The 21,170-nt window shown below is 38.1% G+C and carries 18 protein-coding genes and 1 pseudogene; 11 read left to right on the top strand and 8 right to left on the bottom strand.

Annotated features, from left to right (window positions below):
• Positions 1-118: 118 nt before the first annotated feature.
• The 3 genes and pseudogenes from ACLIBG_RS03015 to ACLIBG_RS03005 form a co-directional block, all read right to left on the bottom strand.
• Positions 119-1,324: an NAD(P)/FAD-dependent oxidoreductase gene (locus tag ACLIBG_RS03015; RefSeq protein WP_439311229.1), complete on the bottom strand. Its 1,206-nt coding sequence runs from the start codon at positions 1,322-1,324 to the stop codon at positions 119-121.
• Positions 1,325-1,415: 91 nt separating this feature from the next.
• Positions 1,416-1,721 (bottom strand): annotated as a pseudogene (locus ACLIBG_RS03010) ((2Fe-2S)-binding protein); the annotation flags it as partial.
• Positions 1,711-1,989, bottom strand: coding sequence for a (2Fe-2S)-binding protein (locus tag ACLIBG_RS03005; protein WP_439311242.1), 279 nt, complete (start codon positions 1,987-1,989; stop codon positions 1,711-1,713). The gene ACLIBG_RS03005 and the pseudogene ACLIBG_RS03010, both read right to left, overlap by 11 nt.
• Positions 1,990-2,217: 228 nt before the next feature.
• On the opposite strand from ACLIBG_RS03005, the gene ACLIBG_RS03000 reads away from it, so the two are divergent.
• Both ACLIBG_RS03000 and ACLIBG_RS02995 read left to right on the top strand, forming a co-directional pair.
• Positions 2,218-3,393, top strand: coding sequence for an NAD(P)/FAD-dependent oxidoreductase (locus tag ACLIBG_RS03000; protein ID WP_439311228.1), 1,176 nt, complete (start codon positions 2,218-2,220; stop codon positions 3,391-3,393).
• A 34-nt stretch (positions 3,394-3,427) separates the two neighbouring features.
• Complete coding sequence (locus ACLIBG_RS02995) at positions 3,428-4,738, top strand: ArgE/DapE family deacylase (RefSeq protein WP_439311227.1); 1,311 nt, start codon at positions 3,428-3,430, stop codon at positions 4,736-4,738.
• An 83-nt stretch (positions 4,739-4,821) separates the two neighbouring features.
• On the opposite strand, the gene ACLIBG_RS02990 is transcribed toward ACLIBG_RS02995, so the two are convergent.
• The 3 genes from ACLIBG_RS02990 to ACLIBG_RS02980 form a co-directional block, all read right to left on the bottom strand.
• Positions 4,822-5,337, bottom strand: a complete 516-nt coding sequence (locus ACLIBG_RS02990; RefSeq protein WP_439311241.1) for a type 1 glutamine amidotransferase domain-containing protein — start codon at positions 5,335-5,337, stop codon at positions 4,822-4,824.
• A gap of 274 nt (positions 5,338-5,611) precedes the next feature.
• Positions 5,612-6,478, bottom strand: coding sequence for an SDR family oxidoreductase (locus ACLIBG_RS02985; RefSeq protein WP_439311240.1), 867 nt, complete (start codon positions 6,476-6,478; stop codon positions 5,612-5,614).
• A gap of 217 nt (positions 6,479-6,695) precedes the next feature.
• Positions 6,696-7,070 (bottom strand): carboxymuconolactone decarboxylase family protein, encoded by a 375-nt coding sequence (locus ACLIBG_RS02980; protein ID WP_439311226.1) that lies wholly within the window; start codon positions 7,068-7,070, stop codon positions 6,696-6,698.
• Positions 7,071-7,221: 151 nt separating this feature from the next.
• Between ACLIBG_RS02980 and ACLIBG_RS02975 the strand changes: the two genes are divergently transcribed.
• Both ACLIBG_RS02975 and sspO read left to right on the top strand, forming a co-directional pair.
• Complete coding sequence (locus ACLIBG_RS02975; protein WP_439311225.1) at positions 7,222-7,653, top strand: pyridoxamine 5'-phosphate oxidase family protein; 432 nt, start codon at positions 7,222-7,224, stop codon at positions 7,651-7,653.
• A gap of 47 nt (positions 7,654-7,700) precedes the next feature.
• The gene (gene sspO / locus ACLIBG_RS02970; RefSeq protein ID WP_439311224.1) at positions 7,701-7,844 is read left to right on the top strand and encodes a small acid-soluble spore protein O; all 144 of its coding nucleotides are present in this window, start codon (positions 7,701-7,703) and stop codon (positions 7,842-7,844) included.
• 56 nt (positions 7,845-7,900) lie between these two features.
• Here the strand turns inward: sspO and ACLIBG_RS02965 are convergent, their stop codons facing one another.
• Positions 7,901-9,097, bottom strand: a complete 1,197-nt coding sequence (locus ACLIBG_RS02965) for a cation:proton antiporter (RefSeq protein ID WP_439311223.1) — start codon at positions 9,095-9,097, stop codon at positions 7,901-7,903.
• A gap of 216 nt (positions 9,098-9,313) precedes the next feature.
• Between ACLIBG_RS02965 and ACLIBG_RS02960 the strand changes: the two genes are divergently transcribed.
• From ACLIBG_RS02960 to ACLIBG_RS02945, 4 genes are all read left to right on the top strand, one after another.
• On the top strand, positions 9,314-10,507 hold the full coding sequence (locus ACLIBG_RS02960; RefSeq protein ID WP_439311222.1) for an exonuclease SbcCD subunit D: 1,194 nt from the start codon (positions 9,314-9,316) through the stop codon (positions 10,505-10,507).
• Between the two features lie 21 nt (positions 10,508-10,528).
• On the top strand, positions 10,529-13,621 hold the full coding sequence (locus ACLIBG_RS02955) for an AAA family ATPase (RefSeq protein WP_439311221.1): 3,093 nt from the start codon (positions 10,529-10,531) through the stop codon (positions 13,619-13,621).
• Between the two features lie 158 nt (positions 13,622-13,779).
• Entirely contained in the window at positions 13,780-14,568 is a 789-nt protein-coding gene (locus tag ACLIBG_RS02950; protein ID WP_439311220.1) for an HAD family hydrolase, read from the top strand.
• Between the two features lie 108 nt (positions 14,569-14,676).
• Complete coding sequence (locus ACLIBG_RS02945) at positions 14,677-16,395, top strand: pyruvate oxidase (protein WP_439311219.1); 1,719 nt, start codon at positions 14,677-14,679, stop codon at positions 16,393-16,395.
• A 193-nt stretch (positions 16,396-16,588) separates the two neighbouring features.
• Here ACLIBG_RS02945 and ACLIBG_RS02940 read toward each other — a convergent pair whose 3' ends face one another.
• Positions 16,589-17,563: a 2-hydroxyacid dehydrogenase gene (locus ACLIBG_RS02940; RefSeq protein WP_439311218.1), complete on the bottom strand. Its 975-nt coding sequence runs from the start codon at positions 17,561-17,563 to the stop codon at positions 16,589-16,591.
• A gap of 514 nt (positions 17,564-18,077) precedes the next feature.
• On the opposite strand from ACLIBG_RS02940, the gene ACLIBG_RS02935 reads away from it, so the two are divergent.
• The 3 genes from ACLIBG_RS02935 (at position 18,078) to ACLIBG_RS02925 (ending at position 21,167) form a co-directional block, all read left to right on the top strand.
• A complete protein-coding gene (locus ACLIBG_RS02935) occupies positions 18,078-19,187 on the top strand; it encodes a TRAP transporter substrate-binding protein (RefSeq protein WP_439311217.1) in 1,110 nt (369 codons plus the stop codon).
• Between the two features lie 247 nt (positions 19,188-19,434).
• Positions 19,435-19,866, top strand: a complete 432-nt coding sequence (locus tag ACLIBG_RS02930) for a TRAP transporter small permease (protein ID WP_439311216.1) — start codon at positions 19,435-19,437, stop codon at positions 19,864-19,866.
• A gap of 20 nt (positions 19,867-19,886) precedes the next feature.
• Positions 19,887-21,167, top strand: coding sequence for a TRAP transporter large permease (locus ACLIBG_RS02925; protein ID WP_439311215.1), 1,281 nt, complete (start codon positions 19,887-19,889; stop codon positions 21,165-21,167).
• Positions 21,168-21,170: the final 3 nt, after the last annotated feature.

Raw genomic sequence — 21,170 nt, 5'->3', positions numbered from 1 at the left:
ATGGGAATGTTCGATTAAAACCGCCACTTTGCGTGGCGACATCGAACCACCAGCTCCCGTCTGGCGCAGTCGCTACGTTTCTAGGCAGGGCGCTTACGCTTTTCTTTAGTTACCCGGATTATCTATTTTCTTGAAAAGCATTTTCTATTTTAGAACGACCTTCGTTGATTCCCGGGTGAAATTGGATAGAAGCAGATTCTCTAACAGCTTTTACACGATTCATCGCTTCCTTTAGTGGGGTTTCCAAATTACTATTATCTTTTTGAATGTTTTTTACGATCGAAAGTCCGGCTAAATTACCCTGCTCCTTGGCGACTTTAGCACTCTCAATTCCAGTAATATTACCAGCAACATATAATCCTTCCACCGGAGTTTCCATTTGTTCGTTATGTACCGGAACATGTCCACCAAGTTCCTCGATATACCGAAAAGGACAACCGGCTACAGAAGCAAGCTCTGCGAGAGGGTACAATCCGCCAGCTATACAGACAAAATCGACTTCAATTGTTTCTTCGCTGTTCGGAACGACTTTGCCATCTGCTGTAAGCGAGCACATCGTAACCGATTCCACTTGTTTAGCTCCATTGATTTGCACAATAGCTTTTCTAATGTGAATCGGCATTCCCCACATTTTAATACCGTTTTTAGGATAAAATTGAACGGCTAAATTACGCACCCATGCTGCTTTTGCAAATTTGCTACCAAATCGAAGGAAAGCAGACGGTGCCAAATGGCCAATACGCGCCAATGCCTCCATTACTTTGCTCGGATTTGCGGCATCCCCTGTTACTGGATTCGCAACAGGCAAGGCCATGCTATGAAGATCAACCCCTGCAAGTTGTAGCTCACGGGCAATGGCTGCCGAAAGGACATTTACTCCTGCAACGATCCCTTTAGTACCAACACGTACGCGATGTACATTCGTCATGACTTGCGCCGCTCCAATCGACATAACGCCCGGTAACGTCCAACCGGGTATGGGGGCAGCTGTTTCTGCAGCTCCAGTAGCAATAAGAACAGCTTTTGTATCGAATATTTTTTCATTTGTATGAACTCGAAAACAGTTATCCATTTTTTCAAGGTGGTGCACGGAAATTCCGCATTGTATTTCTGTATGTAGCTTATGTGCTTCATCGACGAGCAATTTTGTTTCTTCCACGCCATTCCACCATTCACCTGAAGGTTCCTGGTGAAGCTGTCCTAGCAAGCGACCACCAGGGCTTGGGAACTCATCCAGTACAAGGACATGTAAATCCCGTTTTCGACATGCATTTGCAGCTGATAATCCTGCCGGTCCTGCGCCAATAATGATGACATCATACAAGAGGATCACCTTCTTTTTTGTTGCTGTTTGATTTAAATTCTTCATATGTACGAGGAAGTTTCTCATCGTTCGATGCTTTCTTTAGTGGTAGCGGCTGTGGTTTTCCACTTTCAACAACCATGTTTTGTTCAATTGGTGTTAAGCACGCTCGTACACTGGAAGTCGTATCAACGGTTACGCGACATTCGAAGCAATGACCAATATTACAATATATTCCCCGAGGTGCTTCTGTTTCTTCATGAACACGTAGCGTACGTATGCCATTAGCTAATAGCGCAGAAGCAATTGTATCGCCACGGCGGCCATGATACGTTTTGCCATCAAACGTAAAAGTAATCGACTCTATATTTTTTAGCTTTCCTAAGATTGGGTGGTCTTCAATTCGATTATTTTCCATTTTCATAACCTCCTAAAGCGCCCATCGAGATAGGGCGGACCGGGGGCTGGACTTTTAGAGGAATATGATTGCTTGGTATCTCCCCCGTTACTTCGCTTAAAATAGCATCAACAGCGGGACGGCAAGTGCGACCTCCGCAATACCCCATTCCGGCTCTCGTCCGCAATTTTACTTCCCGGGCAGAACATTTATATGTATTCACAGTTTGTTTTATATCGTTTATCGATACTTCTTCACACCGGCAGACGATTAAATCATCCACAATAATTCTCCTTTCACTTTCTATGAAGCAGTAAAATATTGAACAACAACCATTTTTATCTTAACATAAATATGACAAGGCTTAACCTTGAATAATATTATTTTCAATCAGAGTTATTCATTATTCTATCATATAATGATTTAGTGTAATAGATTCCGATTTTTTAAATTCATAGAGTTATAGATTTCATGTAAAGAACGTACGAAAAAGGGGAATTAAAAGGGGGGCCTTAGCGTGTCTGCTGAAAAACATGCGGAAGTTGCAATTATTGGTGGAGGAATTGTTGGTTGTGCGATTGCGTATTACGTTGCTAAAGCTGGAATGGATTGTGCGATTATCGAAAAAAATGATATTGCAAGCGGTACGTCTTCGCGTTGTGATGGGAATATCACAATAGTTGATAAAGATCCAGGGTTTGACAGTAAAATGTCATTAGTAAGCCAAGAATTAACTGTTGACTTGAATAATGATTTGGAGCTTCCTTTTGAATACAGGGCACATGGTAGTATATTAGTTTGTGATAATGAAGAGGAAATGGAAGCGGCTACTGAATGGGTAAAGGTTCAGAATGATTCAGGATTGAAATTTAACGTGTTGGATCAAGTGGATATTCGTAATGAATCTCCTTATTTTGCTGATGATATTCCAGGAGGGCTGGAATGTGAGACGGATTCGTTAATTAATCCTTATTTATTTTGCTATTCCTTGATCGAAAAAGCAAAGCAGTATGGGTTAAAAGTAATCACAAATTCGGAAGTAACAAATATATCCAAAGAAGAAGATTTCATAATTGAAACGAATAAAGGAACGTTTACTGCAAAAAAGGTCGTTAATGCAGCAGGAGTATGGGCACCTTTTATAGGTGAAATGCTGGATATTGACATTCCAATCAGACCGAGGAAAGGGCATATACTTGTTGGCGCAAGACAGGAACCAGTTATGATGCGCAATGTAATGGAATTCGGCTATTTAATGAATAAATTCGGCCGCGATCGGAAAGTAGATGCAAGAACAGCAGAACACGGGGTTGCATTAGTACTCGAACCTACTGAAAGCCAAAACTTTTTACTCGGAAGTAGCAGGCAATTTGTTGGTTATGATGGACGTGTTGATATAAATGTTGTTCAAACGGTTGCAAATCGGGCATTGCGATTTTTCCCAAAGATGAAGGATTTTAATTTAATTCGTTCGTATACGGGTTTACGCCCATGGACAGAGGATCATTTACCGATTATTTCATCAGTAGAAGAAGTTCCAGGATTTTTTATTGCCGCAGGTCATGAGGGAGACGGCATTAGTCTCGCTACCGTTACTGGTAAATTAATCGAGCAACTCATTAAGGAAGAGGAGACCGTAATTCCTGTGGAGCCTTTAAGGTACGATCGATTAGCGGAAGGAGTAACCTTATAAGGGAAAAAACATAATGAATTAGGAGAGAATGCGTATGTCAATCGTAAAGAAAGTATTTGACCAGATAGATGCATCCTGGACTGAGGAAGTGCACTTTTTGCAAAAACTAGGGAGATTTCCGAGCACGTTAGGAAATGAAGCGGCTATCCAACAGTTTGTTGCCGATAAGTATAAGGAGTTGGGGCTTAATACAGATGTATTTATTCCAGATGAAGAGGAAATTAAAAAAATCCCCGGCTATGGTCCACATGAATTGCCTTACGAAGGGCGTCCTGTTGTTGTTGGGAAATGGGAAACGAAGGGGAAACCAATAGGAAAAAGCCTTATTTTACAAGGTCATATTGACGTTGTCAGTGCCGAGCCGCTACGACTATGGGATGTGGACCCATGGGCGGCAAAAATTGAAGGCGATCGCATGTATGGACGAGGTATTTGTGATATGAAAGCTGGAGTGGCTGCCCTTATATACGCTGTCCAGGCAATTAAGGATGCAGGTATTGAATTGGGTGCTGATTTATTTGTCCAAAGTGTTTATGAAGAAGAAGTAACAGGAAATGGTGCGGTTGCTACAATTGCAAAAGGGTATAAAGCGGATGCTTGCTTGATACCCGAACCGTTCGGGCCTAACGCAGTTGCTTCACAGATTGGTGTCCTTTTAATGAAAGTACGTGTGACTGGAAGTGGTGCTCATGTGCTTGGGGCAAACCAAGCTGTCAATGCTATTGAAAAGGCATATGTTCTTATAGAGGAATTGAAAAAATATGAGTACGAACTTAATTATATACGAGCAAAACATCCATCTTTTCAAGAGGTTGATCACCCATTAAATGTTAATATTGGTGTAATTCAAGGCGGCGACTGGGCATCAACCGTTCCAGCCGATTGTATGTTTGAAGCACGAGTAGGCTTTTATCCTGATATTGATCCGAAGCATGTGATAAACGAAATTACAGATCGGTTAATGAAGGTAGCAGATAACGATCCATGGCTTTGCAACATGAAGCCTGAAATTAGTTTTTACGGACACCATGCTTGGGGTGTGGATTTGGATAGAGACCATGATATCTTCAAATGTCTGAAAAAAGCGCACAGTAAAGTGCATCGGGAGCCGATGGAATATCTTTCCGTTACGGCAACTGTTGATACAGCAGCATATAATATTAACGGTATTCCTGCTACTTGTTATGGTCCTGCTGGGAAAAATATTCACGCACCGAATGAGTGGGTGGATCTGCCAAGTGTAAAAGAGTGTACGAAAGTTTACGCCGCTTATATATTGGATTGGTGCGGTGTCCGAAATGAATCTGAATTTCTGGAGGATAAACCAAAATTAATTAAAGCATAAACTATGCCGGGATTGAATAGATGGGATTTGCCATTCAATAATAGAGGAATGAAAAATCCAGAGCTTGTAGCTCTGGATTTAAATTATTGTTTCAGCAAATTGTTGGATTCACGTATAAAGGCGGGGAGATCATTAGGCGTACGACTTGTTACAAGTTGCTTCTGACATACAACGACTTCTTTGTCGTGCAACTTTGCTCCTGCATTTTCCAAATCGACGTGAATGGACTTATACCCCGTCGTATCCCGACCTTCAAGCGTTCTTGCTGTAATTAATAATTGGGGACCATGACAAATGGCAAATACCGGCTTTTTAGCATCCATGAAAGCTTTTGCAAATTTTACAAACCGATCATCTGCGCGGAGAATGTCGGGTGAAAAGCCCCCGGGAATAAATAATGCGTCAAATTCATCTGGTTTTACCTCGTCAATGCCTTTGTCTATAGTTACTTTTTCTCCCTTTTTTCCTTTTATTTCAGTGCCTGCCTCTTTTTCAATCGTCACTACTTCATGACCTTCTTTTTTATATGAATTTGCAGGCTCCGTAAACTCCGAATCCTCAAACATGTCCGTAATTAATGTTGCAATCTTTGTCATTATTAAAACACTCCTTATACTTATTCTTATATTTTATATACCCAGTCAGTTGTTATTCCAAACTAAAGTAAAATATATCTGTACTATTTGAACAAAAACATGCTATAATAATAAAGCGATGAGCTGATTTGTGTAAGTCGAAGAACGCTCACATGTGGATGTGAACACATGGTTTTTCGCCACAAATTTCGTAAAACGCCTGTATTCAATTACAGGCGTTTTTAATTTGTGCCAATTCAGATAAACTGAACAATTACATTTCATATGCAATCTTAATTTATCCATTCAAAACAATTCCGCCGTTTACGTGTAATACCTGCCCAGATACATAAGTGGAATCATCGCTTGCTAAATATACGTATGCAGGCGCAACTTCACTTGGCTGACCAGGTCGCTTCATTGGTGTATTGCCACCGAATTGACCTACTTTATCTTTGGAAAAAGATGCAGGGATTAGCGGTGTCCATATAGGACCAGGAGCAACCCCGTTTATGCGGATACCTTCACTTACCATATTTTCCGACAGTGATCTTGTAAATGCAGTGATTGCACCCTTAGTTGACGCATAGTCGATTAAGTCGTCACTACCTCCATAAGCTGTAACAGACGAGGTGTTAATAATTGTACTTCCCTTCCTCAAGTATGGCATCACAGCTTGCGTTAAATAAAACATACCGAAAAAGTTTGTTTGAAATGTTTTCTCAAGCTGTTCGCTTGAAATGTCCAAAAAATCATCCAAAGGGTGCTGTTCACCGGCATTATTCACAAGGATATCAATTTTGTTGAATACGTCCAGAGTTTCTTTTACGACTTGTTTGCAAAAGGATTGATCTCCGACATCGCCAGCAATTAAATGGCAACTGCCACCTTCGTTTTCGATGAGCTCTTTCGTTCTTTCAGCATCTTTATCTTCATCCAAATAAACGATGACTACTTTTGCTCCCTCTTTTACATAGTGGAGGCTTATAGCTCTTCCGATTCCGCTATCGCCACCGGTTATAATTGCTGTTTTTCCTTTTAATTTATCGCTGCCTTTATACCCATCCCGAATGTATTCAGGTGCAGGCTTCATATTATGCTCCAAACCTGGCTGACGATTCTGCTTCTGGGCTGGAGGTGTAATTTTTCCATTCTTTTCGTCCATTGAATCCACTGTTAATGACCCTCCTGATGTTATAGTCGTTTCGCTAAACAATGTACCCATATAAGATAAAATTAAAACCATATAGTGAATGAAGCACAGAAAAGGTGCGGAAAATGATACTTTTATATACATTCTGTTTTAAAGTAGTGAGTACAATTGAGCTGATTTTCATGGACAAACAACATCCACCTACATATGGAGCAGGTGGATGTTGTTCTTAATGTATTTGTTGCTTATAAAAATCAAATGCATCCATAGCCAATGTCACACCTTGAGAAAAAGCAGCACCCCCACCCAGAGCTGCAGAAACTGCTATTATTTCCGTCATTTCTTCCTCAGTCGCTCCGTGTTCAACTGCGCCTTTTGCATGGTATATAATGCAATATTCATCCTGTGCATACATACTGATTCCTAGTGCTGTTAGTTGCTTGTTTTTTTCACTTACTGCACCTTCACGAAAACACTCTTCCGTGAAATCAAAATATTCTTGTACGACTTCAGGTAGGTGTTTTTGTAAACGACTGCTCCCTTGTTTGTAATCCATAATCGATTGATCGAAATAATTGGCTGGTTCATTTTCTTGCGGATTCATTGTATATCACTCCACTTTTTTGTTTAGTATGGCTTGAAAAGGATAGAATACTCGTTGAATTTCCATAAAAACATCTAGCACATTTATTTAATAATTTGGTCCAAGCGAGGAATAATAGGTGTGCTAAGTGAGCAAAGAAGGAGGAACGAAATTGAATCAACAGGATATTCGTCATGAGATCGAAAAAGTTTTGGATCATGATCATGTAGGAACGATGGCAACTATTAAAAACAATAAGCCCCAGTCACGTTATATGACATTTCATCATGAAAATTTGCAACTTTTTACTGCAACAAATGAGGAAACGCATAAAACGGAGGAAATAATTAAAAATCCATATACGCATGTTATATTGGGGTATGAAGGTGATGGATATGGTGATGCATACGTGGAGTACGAAGGGAAAGTTTCAATAAGTGATTCGCCTACCCTAAAAGAAAAATTATGGGTCGAGGAAATGGAAAAATGGTTTGATGGTCCGGATGATCCAAATTATATTGTATTGGAAATTAATCCAACTCAAATCCGTCTAATGAATAAAAATAATCATACTTCTGAACAACTTGAACTGGATTTAATGTAAACTTGCATTATCCAATTTAAAAATTGGGAAAGGAGATTTTCTTATTTATGAGTAAAAACAAGAAGGATCAAGTAAGTGATGAGCAAGCAGTACGTAAACACTTATCAAGAAAATATGACCATGAATTAGCAAATGAACCGTTAACGGCAAATGAAAAATATAATAATAAAAAAACGAAAAAAAGACAATAACGACCATAAACGAATCGACTGCGCGCAATAGGCATCCTCGATTCGTTTATGAAAAATTAGACGTTATGACGATTATTCAACAGTTTTGATAAAGGATAAACACCAATGCTTTGAAATATCAAAGATAGAATAACAACTGAATATCCAATGGAGCCGATTTGATTCGAGCTGTTTTCTGCACTTAGTGTAAATGATAACAGCAAAAAGATAGACATCGTTCCTTTAATCCCCGCCCAGGAAATAATGACGGATTGATCCCACGTTATGTGATTCCAATGGGAAAAAATTTTTAATGTACCTGAAACAATAATAAAACGAATGAACAGTGACGCAAAGAAAATAATAATGACAAGTGTCCACTTGTCGTGCCATAAGTAAGAGGTTGCTTCCATACCGATCAGTAAAAAAAGCATGCTAAGCAAGGAAGGCTCCACAACACCCCAAAAGCTGTCCAATTTTTCACGATAATGATCCTCTTTATTTATATGACTAAATTCCCATGACAACATGATGCCTGAAGCAACTGTAGCAAGAACTCCGGAGAAACTGAATTGCTCGGCAAGATGAAAACCGCCATACGCCATAACAATGCTTAACATGACTTGGTAATTCTGTTGGGGAAATAGATGAACTGCTTTACTTAACAACCAGCCAACAATGATTCCTAAAACTATTCCTCCAAGTGAAACGGTTAAAAACGATTGAAGAAAATCGAGCAATTGTAAAGATTGGTTTTTCGTGTACATGTTAAATAAAACGGTGAATAATACAATACTCGTACCATCATTTATCATCGATTCGCCATCAACGATATTGGCGATATCGGGGCTATCGGAGGAATTTTTTAAAACAGAAACGACCGACACAGGGTCAGTCGGTGTTAGAATGGAAGCTAGTAATAAAGCACCTATAAATGAAACGCTTGTGAAAAAGAAGCCGATATAATAAATCAAAATACCTAATAAAATAACAGTTGCAACAATGCCAAATGTACTTAGAAAGCCAATAATACGTGCATGCTTCCGTAATGCTCCCGAAGAAAATTGATAAGCAGAAACAAAAAGCAAACCAAGCAGAAAAACGGAATAAATCATATCTTCTGTCACTTTAATTGAAGAAAAATAAGGTGTAAATGACAACCCCGTACCGATTAATACGAGAATAACAGGGACAGGCAAATTTTTTTGTTTGATATCAAATGTAAAAATAAGATAACCGATCGCTAATAGTAAGACAATGTGCGGAATGGTCATTATTTATACCCCCGTATTTTACGTCATGTTGTCATATTTAACACATTGGCAACTTATTAAACTTATTTACTATCTACTAAACTATTTGTGATCTAAAAAAATAATAGATTGAAACAATTTGAAAGCATCAAAAGTAAGTTATAATAGAGTAAGCAAATCATAAATGAACAAGCAACATATAGCGTTACAATCTTAATTACAAAGGAGACAGGTCTAATGAAAATTTTTCATACTGCCGACTGGCATCTTGGTAAGCTTGTACAAGGTATTTATATGACGGAAGACCAAGAATACATACTGGACCAATTCTTATATGCAGTGAAAACAGAAAAACCGGATGCAGTTATTATTGCCGGTGATTTGTACGATCGAGCCGTACCACCAACTGAAGCGGTCCATTTACTGAATAATGTTTTAGAGACAATTGTGCTGGATCTGGAAACACCAGTCTTGGCTATTGCTGGAAATCACGATAGTCCTAGCAGGCTTCACTTTGCGAGCAGCCTGCTTAAAAACAACGGCTTATATATCGTTGGACAACTGACGAAAGACCTTAATCCTGTTGTTTTGCACGATGAGCATGGAGAAGTACATTTTCATCTAATTCCTTATTGCGATCCGAGTGTTGTCCGCCATCTTTTCCAAGATGAGGAGATTATTACACATAACGATGCAGCAAGAAAAATAGTGGAAGAGATTAATAGAAAAAAAGATCCAAAGGCAAGACACGTTTACGTAGGACATGCCTTTATCACTCCATACGGTGAAGTGGAAGAAAATACGAGTGATTCGGAACGGCCTCTTTCCATCGGTGGAGCAGAATATGTCAATGCACAGATTTTTTCTGAATTTCATTATACGGCCCTTGGCCACTTACACCAGGCACATGTTGTTTCAGCGAATAACATCCGTTATGCTGGTTCAATTTTAAAGTATTCTATTTCGGAAGAGCATCATCGAAAAGGGTTTTATATTACGGATATCGACAAAGCGGGCGGAATATCTGTTGAAAAATGCAATCTTGTTCCTAAAAAAGATATGCGCACTGTAGAGGCATCGATGGATGAATTATTAACTTACCCAACTAATGAAGATTATGTGTTTGTTAGATTGGTAGACGAAACGGCTATTTTGTCTCCAATGGAAAAAATACGCTCCGTTTTTCCGAATGCGATGCATGTGGAACGGAAAAATTACGTCTTATCTAATGGTTCAGGGCAGGTTGATCAAACGAAAGAACGTACGGAGATGAGCGATCTGGAACTTTTTAAAGCATTTTACAAGCAAGTTAAAGGATTTGAAGCAACGGAAGAAACGGAAAGCCTTTTTAAAGATGTGTTAAATGAGCTGCTGCAAGAAGAAACCCCAACATTAAAAACAGGAAAAGATAAAGAATTTGTAACGAATTAATCAGAATAAGGGGGGATAAAATTGAAACCACTAAAGTTAAAAATGACGGCATTTGGACCGTATAAAGATACCGAATCCATTGACTTTACGGAATTAAAAACGAATCGCTTGTTTGTTATATCGGGCAATACGGGTGCTGGAAAGACAACGATCTTTGATGGTATTTGTTTTGCATTATATGGTTCAGCAAGTGGCCGGGATCGGGAAAACATAACGATGCTTCGAAGTGACTTTGCGGAAGATGATACACATACCGCTGTAGAACTGGTATTTACAATTCATGGGCGAAAATATCGGATACTTAGGCAATTGGGGCATGTAAAAACAGGTAACAAATCAAAAACCGGGGATCGCTACGAGTTTTTTGAAATCCGGGGTGATAAGGAAGTTCCTTGTGTCGATCGTCAAATCGTGTCGGAAATTGACAAAAAAGTAGAGTCGATTATTGGATTAACTCAGGATCAGTTTAAACAAATTGTTATGTTGCCCCAGGGCGAGTTTCGAAAACTGTTAACTTCACAAACGGAGAATAAAGAAGCGATTTTAAGACGTTTGTTTAAAACAGAATCATATAAAATAATCGGCGAACGATTAAAAGAAAAAAGATCGCTTATAGAGGAGCGTTTTAAGCAAGAACAGCAAACATTAGATACATATGTCCAAAACATTCATGCTGCATTACCGAGACGGGAAGAGTCCGCTTTATTTCATTTGTTGGATGAAGCGCATTTTAATATGAATCAATTAATGGATGCAATAGCGGAAGAAATCACGTTTTTAAAAAACAAAATAACAGTCGATGAAAAAAAATATGATGAAGCATATGAGGAACATGAAAAAAAAGCACAAGCTTACTACAAACAGAAAGCAATCAATGAACGATTTACAGAACTTGCAGCTAAAGAGAATCGACAAAAAGAGCTGGGTGAACAGGCTCCGCTTTATAAAGAAAAAGAAGTGCAGCTGAAAAATGCGGAAAAAGCAAATGAGCTTAGACCGTATGAAAAGCAACTGCAAGAATTACGTAAAGACGAAAAAATAAAGCAATCTGACTTTGAACTTGCCCAAAAAGAACAAAAAGAGGCAGAGAGTAAACAATTCCAAGCAAAAAAGCATTTCGAAGAGGAGGAAAAGAAACAGCAAGACAGAGAAGCAGTAAACCAAAAGTTAAATCGTCTGCATGAATTTTTGCCAGCTGTAAAGGCAATCGATGAAGAAAAAAACCGACTTCAAATTATCGAAAAGAATTTACAGTCAAGCTTTACTCAACTAGATAAATTATCAAATCAGCTCATCCAGATGGAACAAGTCATGGAAAAAGAAGAGAGACAAATCAAGGCACTTGACAAACGGGTGGATCGTTTACCAGATAAAAAGGAAAGTCTTAGCGCAATGAGGGAAAAAGCTACTGTCTTAAAAGGATATTTGGATGGGAAGAAAAAGCAGGATGCGTTAGTGAAAGAAATGAATGAAAAACAAAGAGCTTACGAAAAAATAAAAAGTGAATATATACCAATGGAGAAAAGATGGCTGCATAATCAAGCAGCTGTACTTGCTTCTCATTTACATGAAGGGGAAGCATGTCCTGTATGTGGAAGTGAAACACATCCAAACAAGACAGGTACAGAGGAAGAACTTGTAACGAAAGAACAGCTTGAATCCGTAAAGAAAATGCTCGATGAAGCTGATGCTTTATATAGAGAGCTTACAGCTGCCTATAAAGTGAATAAATCCCAGCTGAAGGAAAAACAAGAATCACTGCTAGAATATCATATAACGATCAATGAAGCGGATCAAGAAATGAAACGATTGGTTGAAGATGGAAAACGGTTAAATGCTGAAGTAATTCATTTGGAAAAAGACAGAAAAAAACTAACTGAACTCAAAGAAACACATGAAAAAACAATCAACGAGCATAAAAAGCTTGACCATCAAAAGAAAGAATTAGACGAAGCTTATCAAAAACAAAAAAGCGAGTTCGACAGAAGTGTTGCTGTTCATGAAGAAAGAATTCGCGTCATACCTGAGGAAGCAAGATCTTTAAATGCATTGGAGAAAAAGATTAAAGAATTGGATGAATTGAGGAACCGGCTTAATCAGGCATGGGAACAAGCCCAAAAAGATTATCAGCAAGCGAGAGAAACAGAGACAAAAGCAGTTTCTAATTGTACACATGCTGTCAATCAACTAGATGACGTACAATCGAAAAGAAAAGCACTGGAAAAGCACTTTGCAGAACTGCTTAAGCAAGCGAATTTTACTTCAGAGGAAGCTTATCAGCTAGCAAAATTAACAGTGGAACAGCGACAAACGTTAAAAGATGATATTGATCATTATAATAAAAATAATTCTACGATTAAACAACAGATAAAAGAGTTGCAAATAGAGTTGAAGGATAAACAAAAGACTGATTTAACGGTGCTTCATGATCAGTTAAAAGCGCTCAAAGGAATGTATGAGCATGCGTTAAAAACAGTTAACCAATCTAAAGAGTACGAAAAAGAAGCATTGAATTTAAAAATGAATATAAAAAACGCTTCTGAAACGTTACAAAAATACGAAGAAAAATTAATGTTGATAACTGATTTGTATGATGCAATCAGGGGACAAAACAGCCAAAAAATTTCTTTTGAAAGATATTTGCAAATTGAATATTTGGAACAAATCATTGATGCGGCTAACCATCGACTCAAACGGTTATCAAATGGACAGTTTTTATTAATGCGAAGTGATCGTCAGGAAGCACATGGGCGGCAAAGTGGACTAGCTCTTGATGTGTATGATGCTTATACTGGTCTGACACGTGATGTCAAAACGCTATCTGGCGGGGAGAAGTTCAATGCTAGTCTTTGTTTGGCCTTGGGCATGTCAGATGTCATACAATCTTTCCAAGGAAATATAGCGATTGACACTATGTTTATTGATGAAGGATTCGGTTCGTTGGATGAAGAGTCATTAAATAAATCGATCGATACGTTAATAGATTTGCAGCATTCCGGAAGGATGATCGGGGTCATTTCACATGTAAAAGAACTAAAAGCTATATTCCCGGCAGTACTCGAAGTAACAAAAACGAAAGAAGGTAATAGTCGTGCAGCGTTTGTTATGCAATAGTTTTTAAACTGTTGCGACGAACCCGCAGGTAGTTCATCATGTATGGAAAATCTATATCTATCAAGACGATTGATTACAATAGCTGAACGGATGGAAGAATGAAATTTATTTTACGATATGTTAGTACAGAAATTAGTGCATGGAAAGGAAGAATCAATATGATAACAACAATTATTTTTGATTTAGATGACACACTACTCTGGGATGAGCGGAGTGTACAAGAGGCATTTCGAAAAACGTGTCAAACCGTGGAGCAAAAATATAATATTGATCCGAATGAACTGGAAAAAAAAGTTCGTGATCAAGCTCGTCGTTTATATGCGACATACGACACTTACGATTTTACGAAAAATATTGGTATCAATCCATTCGAAGGGTTATGGGGACATTTTGATGATGCCGGAGAATTCTTCCAAAAAATGAAGAAAATCGTACCAACTTATCGAACGGATGCCTGGACAAATGGATTAAAAGACCTCGGTATTGATGATCCCGTGCTGGGCCAACAGCTTGCTGAACTGTTTCCGAAAAAAAGGAAAGAAAGTGCATTTGTATATGAAGAGACATTTGAGGTGCTTAATCAGTTAAAAGGAAATTTCAAGTTAGCTTTGTTAACGAATGGATCTCCTAGTCTACAACAAACGAAGCTTGATATAACTCCTGAACTTGTACCTTATTTCGATCACATTATTATTTCAGGCGATTTTGGCAGTGGAAAACCGGACCCTGCATTATTTACACATGCAATAAACAAGCTGGCTGTAAATAGGGAAGAGGTATTGATGGTTGGAGATAACCTGTTAACGGATATTCTGGGTGCCTCACGTGTTGGGATAACGTCGGTCTGGATAAATCACCATGATCAAAAGCCCGATAAAGTAAAACCAACATATGAAATAGCGAGATTAAGAGAGTTGCTCCCTTTAGTGAACCAACTGAACAAATAATATTTTAAAACAATTGACGCGTGGTTTCTTTCGTACAGTTCTTCCGTTTTCAACCTGTCCGTTTAGGTTATAGTACAGTACATATTTAAATGGAGAGGTTGATAGTTAATGAAAAAACGAACTGGAGAAATTGTAACCGACCTTTTAACAAAATGGGATATTGACCGTATTTATGGAATGCCCGGTGACTCTATAAATGAATTGGTTAATGACTTAAGAAAACAAAAGGAAGATATCGATTTTATTCAAATTCGTCATGAAGAAGTCGGTGCACTTGCGGCAAGTGCTTATGGTAAGTTAACTGGTAAAATTGGAGTATGTTTATCAATAGCTGGTCCGGGTGCCATTCATTTATTAAACGGGTTATATGATGCGAAGCAAGATGGGGCACCGGTACTTGCATTAGTAGGACAAGTTTCCAGCAACCAGGTGGGTACAGACGCTTTTCAGGAAGTTAACTTAGAGCAAATGTTTGCAGATGTCTCTGTTTTTAACCATCGCGTAGAAGCGGCTGAACAATTACCTGATCTACTAAATAAAGCGATTCGTACAGCATATGCGCAGAACGGTGTATCGGTATTGATTGTTCCAGACGATCTTTTTGCAGTTGAGCAGCATTATGACAATCCATTAACTTCACCAATTTATGAAAAACCGGCTATTTTTCCGGAACATGATTCCTTAACAAAAGCAGTTGATCTTATTAACGAAGCGAAGAAACCGGTTATTCTCGCAGGGCGCGGGGCTAAGCATTCAAGACAAGAGCTGCTGTCATTTGCAACCCATATCCAAGCGCCAATCGTTTTGAGTTTACTTGGGAAAGGCACGATTTCCGATGATCATGTACTTAATCTTGGACAGCATGGGCAAATCGGCACAAAACCGGCCTATGAAGCGATTATGGACACTGACCTGTTATTGATGATTGGAACTTCTTTTCCATACCCTTCATTTTTACCGAAAAATGTAAAATCCATTCAAATGGAAATAGATCCGCAGAAAATAGGCTCTTTTTATCCAGTTACGATGGGACTTTGTGGCGATGTGAAAATGATTTTACCGGAACTGACTTCTCTGGTCGATGTGAAAACGGATGGAAAATTCCTTGATAAGTACAAAGGAAAAATGAAAAAGTGGCATAAGCAGATGAAAAAGGACAAAAAAGAAACGAGTAATCCGATTCAAGCTCCACAACTATTGTATGGGTTAGAAAAAGTAGTCGATAAGCATGCTGTCATTTCCTGTGATGTCGGTAATGTGACGGTATGGACGGTACGTTATTTTCCTTTTACCAACCAAGATTTTGTTGTATCCGGTAGATTAGCGACAATGGGAGCGGGACTGCCCGGGGCGATTGCTGCACAGTTGGCATATCCAAACAAGCAAGTTGTTGCCTTTTGTGGAGATGGCGGTTTTTCTATGGTTATGCAGGATATGGCAACAGCGAAAAAGTACAATTTGCCAATTAAAGTGATTGTCTTCAACAACAGTGCGATTGCGATGATCAAATACGAACAACAAGAAATGGGACATCTGGATTATGAGACGGAACTGGAAGGTGTTAATTTCGCCAAATTAGCAGAAGGTTTTGGAGTAGAAGGATTTCGTATTGAAAGGCAGGAAGACCTACATGCTTCATTGCAGCAAGCATTCTCATCAAACAAGCCGTCCATCATCGATGTTGCCATTGACGATAAAGCTCCATTACCGGGAAAAATTTCGTATGATCAAGCGATAAAATACGGCGAATACTTGACGAAAGCATTTTTCCAAAACAAAAAGGTTGACTTCCCTAATCTGAAAGAATCGATAAATAGACTACTATAGAGGCAGAAAGCGTTCTGTTGATATTTTACAGTTAAAACTCCCTTTCTCCGATGTTGAATGCCAAAGGAAAAGGGAGTTTCTATATATTGATTGAAGACTGCAAATAATCTTGTGTGAATCTCTTAAGTACGGATAAAACCTATGCCTCATCAAGAAACAGATGCAACGTTTCTCAGCGTATTTTATGCACCTTTTAATTCAACACATCTTTATTGAGTAAGCTTGGAGGAACTTCACCTTTCAGCCCAGCTTCGAGATTTCGAGCAGCAAGCCGTGACATCGCCAATTCTGTTTCGAACGTTGATGACCCGATATGCGGCAAAGTAACAACATTTTGCATATCCAGCAATGGGTTATCATGATTGACAGGTTCTTGTTCAAACACATCAAGCCCAGCAGCAGCAATTTCACCTTTTTGCAAAGCTTCAATTAAGTCATTTTCAATAATCGTTTTTCCACGAGAGCCATTGATGAAAATAGCGGACTTTTTCATGAGTTCAAATTCTCTTTTTCCAATCATTCCTGCTGTTTCATTTGTTAGAGGAGTGATCAACACGACAAAATCAGATTCAGATAGTAAATCATCTAGTGTTCGATAAGCGGCATTATATTTTTCCTCTGCTTCTTTTTTCTTGGTTCGGCTATGATATAAGATATTCATGTTGAATCCATGATGAGCTCTTTGTGCAATAGCTTGGCCAATCTGACCCATTCCGATAATCCCTACTGTTTTATGATGGACATCCACTCCAAAGTATTCTTCATCAAGTGATTCCGTCCAATTACGGCTTTTTACATAATGATCCAACTCCGGCATCCGTCGTGCGGCTGACAATAAAATACCAAAAACGGTATCAGCTACTGTATCTGTTAATACACCTGGTGTATTCGTTGCCATAATATTTCGTTTTGTTAACTCATCGAGATCGAGGTTGTTATACCCAACAGAAACATTGCTAACTACCTTTAAGTGAGGAGCATTATCCAATAGTTGTTTATCAACTTCCAATTCCAAACCAATGATACCTTCCGATTCACTTAGATGTTCCAAGAATTCTGGATCCGTTTTTGTATCTATATTTTTAAAAAACTTAACATCATACTTTCGCTGTAAATCTTCTAAAACAGGCTTTTCTACTCGGTTATAAGCAACAATTTTCTTCTTCAATTTTATTTCCCCCTTTTAATAATATTGTAACATTGTCGATAATCGACATTATTAGGACTACTCTTAAAATAGCTTTATTTAAAAAAGAAGTCAATATAAATAATAGTAAGTGAATATGGAGAGTAAATCTATAAAACTATATAAATGATAGGTTGACGATGGATTACATTAAAAAAAAGAATTCATTGACAAGTAATAAAAAAAGAATTATACTGAATTCACTGAAATAATTGTCGACAATCGACCCAGTAGTTTTACATCTAGTTTGAATTTAATGTTTTACTCATTTTGCTGTGCTTTTATGTTATGTGAAAGCGCATGCAAAAAAATTAAGTGCATAACAAAGCAAGGACTAAAACAATTCCGTCATTCTAATATTATTACATAATGCACTTTATATTTATGAAAGGGGTTGATAGTAACATATACATAATTGTAGGGTATAAGGAGAATTTGATAGTTTTTATTAGAAATCATATTTTAAAGAAATAAAACTAAAGGGGAGAATTTAAACATGGTCAAAAGCATGATCAAAAGAAATTTTGCACTTTTACTATTCGCGTTTGTTTTGATTGCACTAGCAGCTTGCGGTGGAGGAAACAATGAAGCTAGCAATGAAAGTGAAGGCAATAGCTCCAGCAATGAGGACTCAAGTGAAGAGTCAAGCAGTGAAGGTGGAGAAAGCTATACTATTCAAGCGGCACATGTTGTTTCTACAGAAGCAACACAACATGATATGTATTTGAAGTTTAAAGAACTGGTTGAAGAAAAATCAGATGGTAGAATTGAAGTTGAAGTATATCCGGATGGCCAATTAGGTGGCGAGCGAGAAATGGTTGAAAATACTCAGTCCGGAAATATTGAAATTACATCTCCATCCGTAGGGGTACTTGCTAACTTCTCATCTGCTTTGGAAGTATTTGACTTTCCATTTATTTTTAAAGATATTGATGCTGTTTACAATGTGTTTGATGGTGACGTAGGTCAGAACCTATTGGACGGATTAGAAGAAAGTGGCTTTGTTGGTTTAGGCTTTAGTGAAAATGGATGGAGACATCTATCTAACAGTAAAGGTGAAATTGTAACGCCGGAAGATGCAGAAGGATTGAAGTTACGTACGATGGAAGTTCCAATGCATATTGCATTTTGGAAGCATATTGGTGCGAACCCAACTCCAATGGCGTTCACGGAAGTGTTTAGTGGATTATCTTCGGGTGCAGTAGAAGGTGTGGAAAACCCTTTCCAGCTTATATACACAGGAAAATTCCATGAGCCAAGTGAGTATATCACAACAACAGGGCATATTTTTGATCCAGAAATTCTAATTGTTAACAAAGACTTCTTTGAAGGACTTCCTGAAGAGGATCAAGAAATTTTACAATCATCTGCGGATGAAGCAATTTCACATTTACGTGATTTGAATGCTGACCTTGATACAGAATTAAGAAAGAAATTAGAAGATGAAGGTGCTATTATCCGTGACTTGTCAGATGAAGAACACGATGCATGGGTTGAAGCTTCTATCCCATTTTATGAAGAAAATGCTGACGAAGTAGATAAAGACATGTTAATTAAACTATTGGAAGCTGCAGGAAATGATAAGATACTAGAAGCAATAAAATAAACCATTCGCACCCGGGCAAAAGTGCCGATCCAAGGCGAAAGTGCCCGGGTGTTTTATTACAGAATTATGTTTTGAAAACCTCATACTAAATAAATGAACAAAATCCACTGCGCCAAAGGCTTGATTTCCACGTTTTATTTATTAAGCCAGATAGAAGGAGGCGATTCCAATAAAACTCTATAAGCATCTTGATGACCATATTGAAATTTACTTTTCTGCTATTTTAATTGTTTTTTTCTCCGTATTAATGCTTATCCAAGTAATCATGCGTTATGTATTCGATAACTCGCTTACATGGTCGGAAGAATTATCGAGATATGCATTCGTTTGGTTTGTTTATACAAGTGCGAGCTATGCGGTGAGATACCAAAGGCATGTTAAATTTAATTTTTTAGTGAATATCGCTAATAAAATAACTCCGCTTGCAGCTCTATTAATTCAATTTATAGCTTTACTATTTTGGATAGGATTTCTTATCTTTCTCGATATATACAGTATTAAACTAGTTATGGATCAATACAACACGCAACAACTGTCACCAGCAAATCAAATTCCAATGTATCTTATTTATATTGGATTACCGCTAGGATCTTTTATGATGACATTTAGAGTTAGTCAACATATTTACCGATTAATAATAGACGTAAAAAAACATGTTCTTAAAACACGAATGAATTAATTGACAGGAGGTGAGCGCATTTGGGTACGCTGGTTTTATTCGGAAGTTTTATTGTATTAATGTTACTAAGTGTTCCTATTGCATTCGCATTAGCTATTTCATCTATTTTTACACTGCTTGTAACAGAAAAAATGCCTATTGAATTTATCGCACAAGGGATGTTTTCTACTGTTGATTCTTACGCTTTAATGGCTGTTCCTTTATTTGTTTTCGCAGGAATACTGATGGAGTATGGCGGTCTTTCCAGACGGTTAATTGATTTTGCTAAATCGTTTGTAGGTCATTATACGGGAGGGCTTGCCGGGGTTACGATTGTGGCTTGTACTATTTTTGCAGCCTTGAGCGGATCCGGTCCTGCAACGGTTGCTGCGATCGGTGGAATTATGGTTCCGGCTATGGTAAAGGAAAAATATGAAGCAGGGTTTAGTGCAGGTGTTGTAGCATCTGCAGGAACATTAGGAATTATTATTCCTCCAAGTATCCCGTTAATTATTTATGGAATCACGACAAACACATCCATTGGCGATTTATTTATAGCAGGTGTCATCCCTGGGTTATTAATTGCTATCCTGTTATGGGGGCTCAGCTACTACATTTCCAAGAAAAAAGGATTTGTTGGCTCTGGCGAAAAAGCAACAGGGAAAGAACGATGGAAGTATTTTAATGAAGCAAAATGGACACTTTTAATGCCGATCATTGTTCTTGGAGGAATTTATGGTGGGATATTTACGCCAACCGAAGCTGCAGGAGTAGCGGTAGGGTATAGTGCATTATTAGGTATTTTTGTCTATAGAGAAATTAAGTGGTCAAAAGTTCCTGAGATATTTACACAGACTACTTTAATATCCGGCATTATTCTTATTATCGTTGCAACTGCAGCAACTTATGGACGAATACTTACGGTAGAACAGGTACCTACCACAGTTGCTAACTTTTTAATATCGCTACCTGTTGATTCATGGGTGATTATTGCACTCATCGTACTTTTGCTTATTTTTATAGGTATGTTTATGGAAACTTTGGCAGGCATTCTCTTGCTTGCACCGATATTGCTGCCGGTAGTAATGGAATTGGGTATGCATCCGGTTCATTTTGGTATTATAATGATTTTAGCTGCTGAAATTGGATTTCTAACACCGCCGGTTGGTGATAACCTAAACGTTGCGAGTGCAATTAGTGGTCTGTCTTTAGAGCAGGTGGCAAAAGCAACGCTTCCGTTCACAATAGCATTGATAACATTATTGTTTATATTTACATTTTTACCTGAGTTAGTCATGTTTTTACCGAATTTATTAGACTAATTA

The sequence above is a fragment of the Virgibacillus sp. W0181 genome (assembly GCF_051846915.1).
GTDB lineage: Bacteria > Bacillota > Bacilli > Bacillales > Amphibacillaceae > JBPYCR01.
The sequence above is the reverse complement of the archived record's forward strand: the minus strand, read 5'-3'. Positions and strand labels throughout refer to the sequence as shown.

What these genes read in the sequence shown, in the direction of transcription:
- ACLIBG_RS02930 (WP_439311216.1), top strand. Translation starts at nt 19,435, where the DNA reads ATGCTTATCCAAGTAATCATGCGTTATGTATTCGATAACTCGCTTACA.
- ACLIBG_RS02960 (WP_439311222.1), top strand. Translation starts at nt 9,314, where the DNA reads ATGAAAATTTTTCATACTGCCGACTGGCATCTTGGTAAGCTTGTACAA.
- ACLIBG_RS02985 (WP_439311240.1), bottom strand. Translation starts at nt 6,478, where the DNA reads ATGGACGAAAAGAATGGAAAAATTACACCTCCAGCCCAGAAGCAGAAT.
- ACLIBG_RS02965 (WP_439311223.1), bottom strand. Translation starts at nt 9,097, where the DNA reads ATGACCATTCCGCACATTGTCTTACTATTAGCGATCGGTTATCTTATT.
- sspO (WP_439311224.1), top strand. Translation starts at nt 7,701, where the DNA reads ATGAGTAAAAACAAGAAGGATCAAGTAAGTGATGAGCAAGCAGTACGT.
- ACLIBG_RS02995 (WP_439311227.1), top strand. Translation starts at nt 3,428, where the DNA reads ATGTCAATCGTAAAGAAAGTATTTGACCAGATAGATGCATCCTGGACT.
- ACLIBG_RS02950 (WP_439311220.1), top strand. Translation starts at nt 13,780, where the DNA reads ATGATAACAACAATTATTTTTGATTTAGATGACACACTACTCTGGGAT.
- ACLIBG_RS02945 (WP_439311219.1), top strand. Translation starts at nt 14,677, where the DNA reads ATGAAAAAACGAACTGGAGAAATTGTAACCGACCTTTTAACAAAATGG.
- ACLIBG_RS02980 (WP_439311226.1), bottom strand. Translation starts at nt 7,070, where the DNA reads ATGAATCCGCAAGAAAATGAACCAGCCAATTATTTCGATCAATCGATT.
- ACLIBG_RS02935 (WP_439311217.1), top strand. Translation starts at nt 18,078, where the DNA reads ATGGTCAAAAGCATGATCAAAAGAAATTTTGCACTTTTACTATTCGCG.